At 36.2% G+C, this 12409-nt stretch carries 14 protein-coding genes; 2 read left to right on the top strand and 12 right to left on the bottom strand.

Going from position 1 to position 12409, the window contains the following annotated elements; genetic code table 11:
- Nucleotides 1-31: 31 nt before the first annotated feature.
- The 6 genes from ACZ5N5_RS13115 to ACZ5N5_RS13090 all read right to left on the bottom strand — a co-directional run bounded on the left by ACZ5N5_RS13115 (nucleotide 32) and on the right by ACZ5N5_RS13090 (nucleotide 4951).
- The gene (locus ACZ5N5_RS13115) at nucleotides 32-1561 is read right to left on the bottom strand and encodes a polyamine aminopropyltransferase (RefSeq protein ID WP_109983878.1); all 1530 of its coding nucleotides are present in this window, start codon (nucleotides 1559-1561) and stop codon (nucleotides 32-34) included.
- A 91-nt stretch (nucleotides 1562-1652) separates the two neighbouring features.
- Nucleotides 1653-2048: a DUF350 domain-containing protein gene (locus ACZ5N5_RS13110; RefSeq protein ID WP_464372629.1), complete on the bottom strand. Its 396-nt coding sequence runs from the start codon at nucleotides 2046-2048 to the stop codon at nucleotides 1653-1655.
- Nucleotides 2049-2068: 20 nt separating this feature from the next.
- Nucleotides 2069-2707, bottom strand: a complete 639-nt coding sequence (locus tag ACZ5N5_RS13105) for a DUF4247 domain-containing protein (protein ID WP_464372628.1) — start codon at nucleotides 2705-2707, stop codon at nucleotides 2069-2071.
- A 202-nt stretch (nucleotides 2708-2909) separates the two neighbouring features.
- Nucleotides 2910-3581 carry a PspA/IM30 family protein gene (locus ACZ5N5_RS13100; RefSeq protein WP_464372627.1) on the bottom strand — a complete coding sequence of 224 codons (672 nt, stop codon included), beginning with the start codon at nucleotides 3579-3581 and terminating at the stop codon, nucleotides 2910-2912.
- A 1-nt stretch (nucleotide 3582) separates the two neighbouring features.
- A complete protein-coding gene (locus tag ACZ5N5_RS13095) occupies nucleotides 3583-4104 on the bottom strand; it encodes a DUF4178 domain-containing protein (protein ID WP_109983875.1) in 522 nt (173 codons plus the stop codon).
- 94 nt (nucleotides 4105-4198) lie between these two features.
- Complete coding sequence (locus ACZ5N5_RS13090; RefSeq protein WP_054788242.1) at nucleotides 4199-4951, bottom strand: SDR family oxidoreductase; 753 nt, start codon at nucleotides 4949-4951, stop codon at nucleotides 4199-4201.
- A gap of 225 nt (nucleotides 4952-5176) precedes the next feature.
- On the opposite strand from ACZ5N5_RS13090, the gene ACZ5N5_RS13085 reads away from it, so the two are divergent.
- The gene (locus ACZ5N5_RS13085; protein ID WP_109983874.1) at nucleotides 5177-5620 is read left to right on the top strand and encodes a universal stress protein; all 444 of its coding nucleotides are present in this window, start codon (nucleotides 5177-5179) and stop codon (nucleotides 5618-5620) included.
- 26 nt (nucleotides 5621-5646) lie between these two features.
- On the opposite strand, the gene ACZ5N5_RS13080 is transcribed toward ACZ5N5_RS13085, so the two are convergent.
- From ACZ5N5_RS13080 to ACZ5N5_RS13065, 4 genes are all read right to left on the bottom strand, one after another.
- A complete protein-coding gene (locus ACZ5N5_RS13080) occupies nucleotides 5647-6846 on the bottom strand; it encodes an acetate kinase (protein ID WP_464372626.1) in 1200 nt (399 codons plus the stop codon).
- 130 nt (nucleotides 6847-6976) lie between these two features.
- A complete protein-coding gene (locus ACZ5N5_RS13075; RefSeq protein ID WP_464372625.1) occupies nucleotides 6977-7942 on the bottom strand; it encodes a class I SAM-dependent methyltransferase in 966 nt (321 codons plus the stop codon).
- 158 nt (nucleotides 7943-8100) lie between these two features.
- On the bottom strand, nucleotides 8101-8562 hold the full coding sequence (gene ytfJ, locus ACZ5N5_RS13070; RefSeq protein WP_109982995.1) for a GerW family sporulation protein: 462 nt from the start codon (nucleotides 8560-8562) through the stop codon (nucleotides 8101-8103).
- A gap of 18 nt (nucleotides 8563-8580) precedes the next feature.
- On the bottom strand, nucleotides 8581-9111 hold the full coding sequence (locus ACZ5N5_RS13065) for a DUF2953 domain-containing protein (protein WP_109982996.1): 531 nt from the start codon (nucleotides 9109-9111) through the stop codon (nucleotides 8581-8583).
- 141 nt (nucleotides 9112-9252) lie between these two features.
- On the opposite strand from ACZ5N5_RS13065, the gene ACZ5N5_RS13060 reads away from it, so the two are divergent.
- Complete coding sequence (locus ACZ5N5_RS13060; RefSeq protein WP_054861400.1) at nucleotides 9253-10053, top strand: NAD kinase; 801 nt, start codon at nucleotides 9253-9255, stop codon at nucleotides 10051-10053.
- Between the two features lie 383 nt (nucleotides 10054-10436).
- Here ACZ5N5_RS13060 and ACZ5N5_RS13055 read toward each other — a convergent pair whose 3' ends face one another.
- Both ACZ5N5_RS13055 and ACZ5N5_RS13050 read right to left on the bottom strand, forming a co-directional pair.
- Nucleotides 10437-12026, bottom strand: a complete 1590-nt coding sequence (locus ACZ5N5_RS13055) for an amidohydrolase (RefSeq protein WP_464372624.1) — start codon at nucleotides 12024-12026, stop codon at nucleotides 10437-10439.
- 121 nt (nucleotides 12027-12147) lie between these two features.
- Nucleotides 12148-12354, bottom strand: coding sequence for an alpha/beta-type small acid-soluble spore protein (locus ACZ5N5_RS13050; protein ID WP_054788239.1), 207 nt, complete (start codon nucleotides 12352-12354; stop codon nucleotides 12148-12150).
- Nucleotides 12355-12409 lie beyond the last annotated feature (55 nt).

The raw sequence follows: 12409 nt of genomic DNA, 5'->3' as shown, positions 1-12409 counted from the left end.
TACCCAACTTTATCGAAATTTAAAACAATGTTCAATAATGAACCCATGACTTTTCATATATAGGAATCAAAATGGGGTCAATTAATGTATTCACTTGCTTAGTTACCCCATCAGGCCCCTCATCTTCTCCAAAGTACGTCAGGCTTTCCACTAATTCTGTAGTTAAATACGCTGTTTTAGGTTTGATCATCATTTGATTCGCTTGTATTTCTTTTCGACTAGCGAGTACAAAGCCCCAATTACCAAAACTAGGAACATCCACGTGAAAGTTCTCTATATGAAGACCTGTTGCACGTATCGTATTAGAAATAGTCCAATAGACTTCTCTTGCAAAAACTGGACTTGTAGCTTGTACCATCATTGCCCCTGCTTCTTTTAAATGGTTGCGATTAAGAGAATAAAACTCTTTTGTGTATAGTTTATTAAGGCTTTCATTGTTTGGATCAGGCAGATCGACAATTATAACATCATAAACACTCTTGTTATGCTCTAAATATTCAAATGCATCCTGATGAATAACTTCTACCTTGTCATTCATTAATGATCCTTTATTTAATGCTAATAGATGAGGATTTGAATTGGCTAACTCCACGACTGCTGGATCAAGATCTACTAATGTAATTTCCCTTATGTCCTTATATTTAAGTAGCTCTCTAACTACTAATCCATCTCCACCTCCTAATACAAGTACTTTATGATGACTTTGAGCTTGTGCCATCGGAATATGCACAAGTACTTCATGATAGCGGTGTTCATCAATGGAACTAAATTGCAAGCCTCCATCAAGATAAAGCCTAACGTCATCATTGTCTTTTGTTAAAACCATTTTTTGATAATTTGTATCCTCTACATAAACGATAGGGTCTTGATAAATTTTCTGTTCAAATTTATAGGCAATATTTTCACCAAAAAACAACCCTAATATTAGGAGAATAGCGATCACAATACCTACGAATGTATGTAGAGCCTTATTTTTAAGCTCTCGTCGAAAGAGATAGAGAACCACCATTGCAACAATCAGATTAATTAATCCAACGAAAAAAGCACTTTTGACCATTCCTAGCTGAGGCCGGAGAAAAAAAACAAAAAGCAGGCCTCCAATTAGACCACCCGCATAGTCAGAAAATAAAACTCTCGCTGTACTTTTTTCAAGTGTTACACCAATTTCATTCGCTTTTCTTATTAAAATAGGAAGCTCCACACCAGTTAAGGCACCAACTAGAAAGGTAATCACATATAAAAAGATCGCGTCCGCTCCACCTGCTGCAAATGCTGTTACACCAAACATAAGAAAGCTTGAAAACCCACCAATTAGTGCCACAAGAAATTCAATATAAATAAACGATAAAATTAAATTTTTCGTTACCCTTTCACTTAAGGTAGCTCCAATCCCCATCCCTGTAAGGAAAAACGAGATAGTTAGTGTATATTGCTTTACACCATCTCCTAATATATAAGAGCCAAGCGCACCGAATAATACTTCAAATACAATTCCACAAATGGAGACGATTCCTGATGCCCAGTAAATAAAATAACTCTGTCTAATTTTCAAATCCTTCATTTTTTGCCACTCCATCTAAGTACACTTTTATTTAACACTTGTTACCACGGAAATAGAAAACCTGACCATTTGTGGCCAGGTTTTCTATATATTACGTAATAGATGCCCCGATTACAAAGGCCAGGCCAATAGAAACGCCTAATGAAACAATACCAACAGCTATATTATTTTCTTTCAACTGCTGTTCAACAGAGAATTTCCTAGTAAATAGTTCAAATAATAAGTAAGCAACCAACTGAAGTACTACACCATAAGCACCCCAAATAAAAGTTTCCCAAATCGTAATACTATTATAAATGGCAAAGGCTAAAATGATACAAATACCGACAATCTTCCCTGTTATCGATAAAGCCACAGCTTGATTTCCTTCTTTAATTTCATCCCAATCTTTGTACTTCGTCGTCAACCACTCAAAAATAACTAATCCAATAATAACAATAACAATGGCAGCAATAAAATAAACAAATGTCCAAATAAATGGTTCCATTCTCTAATTCCCTCCTTTTATTATTTACCCGCGCTCGGGCCTCCACCTCTTACAGATGACATTCCTCTATTGGTAGTACTTCTTTTATAAGTAGAATATCCACCATAACAATCCCCTGAGCTACATGCTCTACGTCGTTTTTTCGCCCAGTCGTCCACATCCAATACATCATCTAAAATTCTTATCGCAAAATATGTACTTAGGAAATTCGGAGAATAATGATTTCGTACAAATTCGTCACTCGCTACTTCTATTATAGTAGCACCCGGTACTTCTTCACTGTCTTTTAATACAATAAAGTGATCAGGGTAAATCAATATTTGTTGTTGATCGATATATTCACTCTTTTCCTCTGGTGTAACTGTTTCTGCTAACAAATTAGCTAATTCCTCCACTGAAAATTGATCTGTTCCATAAATATTAGATGTTGAATTGTCTTTTACGACAGAATCTACAAAGGGAAAATGGTTTGAAATAAGTGCTTCTATATTCGTTAAATTCTCATTTTTCACGCTTTCAATAATTTCACTTTTAGATTCAGATGTTTGGATAGCATCTTCTGTAAAGGAAGTGGCTTCATTGTAATTATCTTGGCTGCAACCAACCAATAATAAACAAATCATCATGCCTGCTCCTAATAAAACGGAATTTAAACGCACATACTCACCTCCTATGACCTTTTTCCGATAGCAGTATCGATACATCGCTGGTTACTTTTATCACCTAGGTTAATTTTAGAAAGAAAGAGCAATTCTTATGCTAAACATACTATATGTAATTCATCATAGATACATGAACAAAACAGATAACCCTGTTTCTCTACTAAAGGAAACAGGGTTATGTTTACCCTTTTCTAATTGCTTATTCTTCCTTATTCATTTTCTTCTTAAGTGCAGCCAATTCATCATCTACATCATTTTTCTCTAGATCCTCAAACTCATCATCTAATGATCTACTAGCTGCGGATAAATCCTCACTAGTGTCTGCCTCTGCTTCAAAACGCATAACCTTTTCTTCCATACGTTGGAAGCCTTGCTTTGATGCATCATTACCAATAGAGGACATGGCACGATTCATCTTTGTCCTTGTTTTAGCAGATTCTGCACGTGCCTTCAAGGAATCCTTTTTCAGTTGCATTTCTTGATATTCTTTTTTCATTTCATCTAGTTTCACACGTAGTTGATCGGAATCCTTCTTCGCACGTTCCCAAGCTTCTGTCATTGTCGTAACTTGTTGCTCTTGAGCTTTCTTATCCTCTAAAGCTCTTCTAGCAAGATCATCATTACCAGCTTCCACTGCTTTTTCTGCTTGTGCTTGACGCTTTTCCACAAGAGCGGTTGCATCATCTAATCTGCGTTTTAACATTTTTTCGTTTGCAATTTGTTTTGCAACAGCTGATTCTGCTTCACGAATATCCTCTGCCATATCACGCATAAATTGGTCTAGCATTTTTACAGGGTCTTCTGCTTTGTCTAACAATGAATTTAGTTCTGATCCTACGATGGTTTTTACTCTTTTGAAAAATTGAAACATATTAATTTCCTCCTTCATTTGATCCAGCAATTATTTTTATTTCATATTGCTCAATGGGATAGCCATAACTTGCTTCTATTTCACTACCCCAATCCTCTAAGCTTATAAAATGGGTTTCACTTTCATCACAATACTCCACATACTTCATAGTTTGACCTGTTAGGTTACTACTTCTGCCTTCCCCGTTAATATGTGCTTGACCTTTTTCATCAAGGTAGTACTTAATTCCTTGATAAGTAAGTTCCTTTGGTATTTGATTTGCATCCGCTAGTTGAATTTTCTTATAGATGCCTAGTTCTAAATCATCATCCATTTCGGCTGCTAACCAAATTGTCCCAGTTGGTCCTAGTAATTGATAACTTAACCATTCATAGCTACTTTGTCTATACGTGATTTTCCCTACCACCTCATAGTCTTCAAGATCATACTCTACGATATCTCCCACTTGAATCGTTAAAGGAGTTCGTTTCTCCACCTTATGTTGCTTTTGTTTTTTTGGAAAAAGCTTTGATAGAAAACCCAAATGGTGCACCTCATTTCAAACAAATATGGGTTGTTAGTAATGTTTACGAACCAGGATTCGATAGGTTTCATCTTTTTTAAAATTTTTTTATTTTTTATCGATTTTGGTGAATGACATCTAATCCTCCTGTCACCTCAATAATTGTCCCAGTAATCATGTCAGAATCTTGATCACATAGATATAAAATTGTTCTTGCAATATCCTCTCCTGTACCTGACCTTCCAATGGGTGTCTCTTGATCTGGTGCTTTTCTACTTTCTTCTATACTTGCTTCCTTCATATCCCCAACAATATCACCAGGGCAAATCATATTGGAAGTAATGCCATTTTCTGCTTCTTCGTATGCAATGGATTTGGTTAAAGAGACTAAGCCTACCTTTGCTGCAGAAAAGGCAGAGCGATTAACCCAACCAGCTGCATGATTTGCACCTTGAAAACCATAGTTCACAATTCTTCCAAAGTGTTGTTCTCTCATTGCTGGGACGGTTAGTTGTAGAAGATGAAACACACTATCCAGATTACCACTAATCATTTGTTGCCACTCATCTTCCGTGTGATCTAGCAATTTCTTTCGTTCAAAGATGAAAGGCCCTGCATTATTAATGAGATAATCAATTGTACCAAATGTATGTGTAGCTTCTTGGACAGCATTGGTTAGATCATTCTTATCACAAACATCAGCTTGCACAATATGTAAGGAATAATCTGCAAATTTTTGTTTTACTTCATTTGCTCGGTTATTATCTCTAAAATAAGTGACCGTTACAGAATGTCCTAATTTTAAAAAGGCTTCTGTCACTTTTAAGCCTAGACCTTTTGTACCAGCCGTAATAAAAGCATGCCCCATCCAACTTCTCTCCTTCATTTTAAAACTTAACATTCTTATTCTATCCTACAATAAGCTCAAAATTTTTTCTAATATTATAAGGAAGTACACGAAAATTTAACAATTAGGCTATGTTTGAAGAAGAAAGCATAGTGGTAAAATAATAATAGGTAATTAAATTTAATGATAGCGAGTGAAAACGTATTCATGTTATAATAAAAGAGAAGAAAGAGAGGAGTGATCATCATGGCATTTGAATATCATCGAATTCTCGTTGCTGTAGATGGATCCGACGCATCTGAACTAGCTTTCAAAAAAGCAGTAGATATTGTGAAAAGAAATAATGCAAAAATGTTTCTTGTGCATATCATTGATACGAGAACCATAACGACCGTTGCCCCCGAGGTATATGATCAATCGCTCGCGGCACGTTCAGAAAATTATGCCAAAGGTTTACTTGATAATTATAAAGAGAAAGCGAATAGAAGTGGAGTTACCGATATTACTTCACATGTAGAAATCGGTTCACCAAAGATTAAAATACCGAAAGATATTGCAAAAAAATATGAAGCAGATCTTATTATTTGTGGTGCAACAGGAATGAATGCAGTGGAAAGATTTTTAATCGGTAGTGTCTCTGAAAGCATCACAAGACATGCAAAATGTGATGTGCTTGTTGTAAGAAGTTAAAAACGAGAGGGCTCCCCTCTCGTTTTTTATACTTTGACATCTTGCGTTAATCTAACTGTATCTCTCGCAATCATGACTTCTTCATTGGTTGGAATCACAATTACCTTAACAGGTGAATGTGGATAGTTCACAAATGTTTCTTTTCCACGAATATTATTGAGGCTAGGGTCCCAATAAACACCCATAAATTCTAATCCTTGCAACACTCGTTCTCGAATAGTCACACTATTTTCCCCAACACCTGCCGTAAAGATAATGGCATCTACCCCATGCATTCTTGCTGCATATGATCCAATATATTTGTGGATACGCTCAGCAAATACTTGTAATGCAAGCTCTGCTCGTCCATCACCATCGCTCGCACGGTCTGTTATATCTCTTAAATCACTAGAGAATCCTGATAAAGCTAGCATACCGCTTTTTTTGTTCAATACGTTCATCACTTCTGCTGCGGTTTGTCCTGTTTTTTCCATGATGTATGGAATTAATGCGGGGTCGATGTTGCCAGATCTTGTACCCATCGTAACACCAGCTAATGGCGTGAATCCCATCGAAGTATCGATAGACTTACCATTTTCGATAGCTGCAATACTCGCACCGTTTCCTAGGTGACAAGAAATTAAACGTAACTGATTTAATGGTACACCCATCATTTCCGCTGCTCTCTCTGAAACATACTTATGGGAAGTTCCATGAAAACCATATTTCCTTATCCCATAATCTTGGTAATATTCATAAGGAAGACTATATAAATAAGCTTGCTCTGGCATCGTTTGATGAAATGCGGTATCAAAGACTGCAACTGCCGGTACATGAGGTAAAACCTCACGAAATGCATGGATTCCAGTTAAATTGGCTGGATTATGCAATGGTGCCAAATCGGATACTTCTTCGATCTCTTTGATTACTTTATCTGTAATTAGAACAGAATCATTGAACTTTTCTCCACCATGTACTACCCGATGTCCCACACCGTCAATTTCATCAAGACTTGAGATGACTCCTGTACTTGTAAGCTTATCTAGTAACAATTTAACAGCTTTCTCATGGTTTTCTATATCTTCTGTAACTTGATCTTTCGTTTCTTTATACTCAATTGTAAAAACAGAGTTGTCAATGCCGATACGTTCTATTAAGCCTTTTGCCAAAACCGTTTCTTTTGGCATTTCAATAAGCTGAAATTTTAAGGAAGAACTTCCAGCATTTATTGCTAAAATTTTACGCAACATTTTCCATCCTTTCGTTCCGAACTATAATTCTAAAAACATTCCCAACTCCATTTAACCACCGTAAGTACAAGTTTGCAACAGCTATTCCTTTTGTTACCGTTTCCTTTGAAATATTTTTATTTTCTGACTATTCTAATTTTTCGTTCTTAAACCATTTGTCTATTTTTTTAAGCATATTATCCGTTGCCTGTACATCTTTAAAAGAAGGTAACTGGGCCATTAATGCCTGTTTTGGTGGCTTAGTATCCTGTCCTTTCTTTTGTAGTATAAAAAGACTCTTTGCAAATTTTTCCGACGTAAATAAAGTTAAGGGCAATTGCATTAAGCTGACAATGTGGGTATGCTCTCGCAAGTATTTTTGTAGCTTCTCACTTTGATCACTAGTAAAGAGGAAATTAGGTATCAAAAATAATAAATACCCTCCTTCTTTCGTATATTTTATCGATTGCTCGATAAATAGATGGTGTGCATAGGAGTGACCTTCTTCCGCCCTTAATTGATATTGTAAAGATTGCGTATCATCAGGATAATAGCCTACTGGCAAATCGGCAATGACGAAATCAACTGGCTCTAGTAATAAAGGTGTTAAACTATCCTGATGGAAAAATTCAATTTGTTGTTCCTGAAGATTGGCACTTTCTACTGCGATCTGAATTAGGGTTGGATCAATTTCACTTCCATATCCTATTCCGTTAGCCTCCACTTGATTGATTACTGCAGTTAATAAATTTCCGGTGCCACTTGCAGGGTCAAACACCCGAAACTCTTCTTTATTTTTCAAAAACTTTTGAAGAAAGTAACCAATAAACAAGGCGATAGAATCCGGAGTGATCATATGCTGCTGTTGAGTGGAGCCTTTCATTCCTTTTATAATGGCTAGTTGAATGACCTTGCGAATTTGCTCACTCGTCACTTCTGTTTCTTCCAACATTTTGGCCATTTCTTGTAAAGATGGTTCTGTCAATTCTACCCCAGCATTAAATTTTTTTAATGCTAATGCCAATCCATCTAAATAGGTTACTCGCTCTTCATGTTGAATCAATTGTATGGATTGATCTAACAGATCAAATGCTCTTTCTACTGAAAATTCCATTGTTTCTCCTCCAAGCAATTCTTCTATTTATTAAATATTCTCTCTCTGATTCATGAAACGAGAATAATAAAGTGTGACTCCAATTGTGCTGTGATAAATTTGAAATCCACTGCCTCTTATATTATGAAGGCAGTGGACGCTGAAGTCTACTCTGATGATTAACGACGTTTACGTTCTTCATGATTATCTTTATCATCTTTATTTTTCTTAAGCATTTCCATAATTTGATCAACAAGTTCTGGCCCTTTATCCATAACTTTTTCATAAACACGAGTAGTCGTAGATTCGTGTAATGTCACTAATTCTACTCCTTGTTTATTTGCAACTAAAAAAGCACTTGGAGTAATGCTTACACCACCACCACTACCTCCTCCGAACGGAATAATGGCTTCTGATTCTGACTCCGAATCTGACTGTTTATCAGAGGACTGCCCCTTGCCATTGAATTCACTACCTCCAGCTGCAAATCCAAACTTCACCTTAGATAAAGGAATAATCAAGCTTCCATCAGGTGTATCTATAGGCTTTCCAATAGCTGTGTCTACTTCAATCATTTGCTTTAAATTATCCATAGTTAAAGACATGAATCCTTCTAATGGATGCACATTATTTTCTTCCATGTTGACTGGACTCCCTTCTTATTTGTTTTTCCGCAATGCACGAATAGTTTTTCGCATTTTTAAGGAAATCATACATATTCCTTCCGTCTCTAAAATTTCTTCGTCAAAGTCCGCAGAGATATTACAATGAATAGGGGTCATTGTCTTTGTTGAAAAATAATTCTTTAATGCTTCCATTATTCCTTTACATAGGCCATAAAGGATTGCCGTAGTATCCGGTTCTCCTGTTCCTATGATCGCGTCTACTTCAAACTGTTCTAGTCTACCTTGATCCAACAGCAAGCTCCCAATTAACCGTAGATCTTTTTTCTTATTTGTAGATGTCTTCTTATTATCCGAAAAATCGAAACTATCCAGTTCTATTTCTTTATAATAAACTCTGATCTTTAAGAGATGGACAGAAAGAATGACCATTTGTTCTTCTTCATTTATGCTCCAATACAAGGTAAAATAAAAGCGTGCGATGGATAAAATAATGATTAATGCAAGGATTAATATAAAAAAGATTCCAATTAGTATTAGGAGAATCATTTCATTGATCACCACCATTTCTTATTATTCTTTACAAAGTTTGGGTAGATTAATCAAAGGGAGTATCGCATTCCTTTAGATTTTGAGTTTTCCTAATAGTAAGGTAAGCGCTACCGTGATAAAATAATGATGGAATTACTTTTTACAGGAGGCTTTTCTATGGAAAAAAGAAAATATATCTACTTTTATTATTCAAAAAGTGATGATTTAGAGGAAAAAATAAACCCATTGTTTGAACATATCGAAAAAAGCGGATTTGAAATCGTGGATGACCCGAAGGAAGCAAATATCATTGTTAGTGTTGGTGGTGATGGCGAATTTCTACAGGCGGTTCGTCATACCAACTTTAAACAAGATAGTCTCTATGTAGGTATTACAAAAGAAAATGAAGCTGGACTTTATTGTGATTTTCATCTGGGACATTATGTCGACATGATTCATGCGATGAAAAATGAAGAGCTAGAGGTTCGTCGTTTTCCAGTAATCGAAGTTACTATTAACGGAGAATCGAGCTTTTATTGTCTGAATGAGGCTGCCATTCGCTCTGCGATAATCAAAACAATCGTTATGGATGTCTACATAGACGATACTCACTTTGAGAGATTTCGGGGGGATGGATTAATTGTTGCAACACCGACAGGAAGTACTGGCTATAACAAGTCTACACATGGAGCTGTAGTTGATCCTAAATTAGCTTGTATTCAAGTCTCAGAGCTCGCTTCGCTTAATAATAACAGGTATCGTACACTTGGCTCTTCTTTTCTATTAAATCAAGACCGAACACTAAGATTGGAAGTACTCCAAGACGGGAACGATTACCCAATTATTGGACTAGATAATGAGGCTTATTCGATTCGGAATATTCATTCAATTACGATTAGGCTTAGTGATAAACGAATTAAGACAGTTAAATTAAAAAATAATTCATATTGGGATCGTGTTAAACGAACATTTTTGTAATGTCATGCCATCTGCCAAATAAATCATTTATTCGGCAGATGGTTTTATTCGTTATATCTTGGTTATTTAGCTTTTCTCATGTCTTATTAAAAAAATATAATTGTTTATCTTGGCTATCTGGCTTCACTAAAACAACTTTACTAAGATATAGCCTTTTCTCTTGGTTATCTAGCTTTGACTAAGCACTATTTCCAGGATACAGCTTTTGCATTTTGTATTTTTCCGATTAGAAAAACTCACATTCGCTCGTCTTTTAGCAAATGAGTTAGCTTTTCTTATACTTTTGTCATCAAAATTTTGATTTCGTCGTTTTACTTCCTGCAAATATTTCATGCTGTTTCCTAGCGTATAATAAAAATCCGGGCGATTCACCCGGCACTACACTAAGCCTTATACATCCATTCTCCATCGACTATCGTACCTTTTACTGTAACCTCGTCGATTGTTTCGTAATTCTCTATCGAAAATAGATCATGTGATAAAATAGTAAAATCCGCGACATAGCCTGGCTGGATTAATCCTCTGTCGTGTTCATGATTAATAACAAAGGCACTACCTTTCGTATAGAGCGAAACAGCCTCGTACATCGATAATTTTTGTGTTTCTCCATATGCTTGTTGATCTAAATCTGATTGGCGACTCACTGCTGCCTTGATTCCATTTAATGGGTTTACTTCCTCAATAGGTGCATCTGATCCTGCGGCACAAGCTATTCCTTCCTCGATGAAAGTCCTCCATGCATACGCTAAAGGTGCTCGTTCATCTCCTATCCTTTCTAGCACCCAAGGGAAATCCGATGATACAAAGGATGGTTGAATATCTAAGACGACGTTAATCTCTTTTAATAACGACAAAACGTTTTTATTGATGATCTGTGCATGGATAATTCGATCTCGCTTTCCATTTTTAAGTGGATATTTTTTAATTAATTTTGCAACTTCTTCTACTGCTTTATCTCCAATCGCATGAACAGCTATCGGATGATCGTATTTTCTTGCCTTTCTCACCAATTCTTCTAGCCTGTCCGATTCGTGAATTGGAATTCCGTAATTATCTTGGTCATCTGTATAGACATCCGTTAACCATGCTGTTCTCCCACCTAACGCACCGTCAGAAAAAATTTTCATCGCACCTAGTGTTGTGAATGGTCCTCCATCACCATAAGATAATCCGCTTTCGATCATATCATCAAATACGAGATGATGAACTAACAAATGGGCTCTAAATTTATATTTTGCTGGTAGGATATGTTGATATGCTTGTAATGTTCTTTCAAACCCGCCATAGTAGGAAAGATCTTCGGTATGTCCGCCTACTAAACCTTTAGATAATAGATCCTTGATCGCTACTTCTGTTGTTTTTTCCAATTGGCTGTTCGAAATAGGTGATAAAATTTGCTTGATAAGGTCTTGTGCTTTATCCAGTAAATAACCAGTTGGTTCTCCCATTTCATTGCGAACAATCTTACCGCCCTGGGGATCCTTGGTCTCTTTTGTAATACATGCGAGCTTTAGTGCCTTCGAATTTACAATGACAGCATGGCGACAGATTCTTGTTAATAATACTGGATTTTTGGGACAAGCTTTATCCAAATCCCATCTACTAATAATCTTTGCATTCGTCCATTGATTTTCATTCCATCCTTCAGCAATCAGCCATTCCCCGTGTTCTAATTGATGTTGTTTATTTCTTACAGCTTCTAAAACTTGATTGGCGGAAGTCATTGGTGATAGATCTAAACGAGTAAGCTTTTCCCCATGTCCGATAATATGTAAATGGCTATCTACAAATCCCGGATACATTGTATCTCCAATAAGATTATAGCTAGCTTCTATTTTATTTTTATAGCGTCTTTCTAATGACACTTTATTGCCGATTTCTACGATAGATCCGTTTTCCGTATAAATAGCTTCAACAGTTGCATTTGGCTCCGTTAATGTATATATTTTTCCTCCGTACCATAATTTCCCCATTTTCTCACCTACCACGTACGAACAAAAGTCTGAGTTTATAATATACTACGATAGCAAAGTCTAGATAGAAAGAAAAGGATAGTGCTTTAAAAACACTATCCTTTATCATCATGTAATACGATTATTGATTTGCTTGTCCACCTAGTTGTTGCTCAGCCATTTGGACAAGACGCTTAGTGATCTCACCACCAACTGAACCATTTGCACGTGAAGTAGTATCAGCACCTAAGCTTACGCCAAATTCTTGTGCAATCTCGTATTTCATTTGATCAAGTGCTTGACTTACTCCAGGTACTACTAATTGATTAGAGCTGTTGTTATTTGCCATGTTGTTCACCTCCTCTTGTACAATAGTATCTTGCTCGGAGTGAGATGAAATCATG

This window comes from Gracilibacillus sp. JCM 18966 (genome assembly GCF_055392695.1).
This window is presented reverse-complemented; position numbering and strand designations above follow the sequence as displayed.